The 324-nt window shown below is 69.4% G+C and carries 1 protein-coding gene; it reads right to left on the bottom strand.

Annotation, left to right across the window (positions count from 1 at the left end; genetic code table 11):
* Positions 1 to 324: hypothetical protein (locus tag NCR35_RS29795; protein ID WP_250537465.1), on the bottom strand; the 324-nt coding region annotated here is incomplete at both ends.

Genomic DNA, 324 nt, shown 5'->3' with positions numbered 1-324 from the left:
ATCGCCGTCCGCCTTCACGGTGCCCGCGATGCCGAAGCCGAGCCGCTCCAGCTGCGGCGCATCGACGCGAAAGCGCAGCCGGTCGCCGGGCGCGCCGAAACTGCCGTTCAAGTTGACATCGTTGCCCGCAATCGAAAGCTGTGCCGTGCTAGGCAGGATGCGCATGCCCGCCACCTGCACCGTGCCCGCGCCGGTGAGCGGCAGGTTGTCGTATGTGCTGTCGTTCAGCTTGAACGTGGCTTTCGTCGTGAGCGTCGGCGCGAGCATGCCCGAGGCGGCGAGCGTGCCGTTCACGCGGGCCTCGATCACGCGCGGCGGCGGTCC

Source organism: Caballeronia sp. AZ10_KS36 (genome assembly GCF_023631105.1).
Taxonomy (GTDB): domain Bacteria; phylum Pseudomonadota; class Gammaproteobacteria; order Burkholderiales; family Burkholderiaceae; genus Caballeronia.
This window is presented reverse-complemented; position numbering and strand designations above follow the sequence as displayed.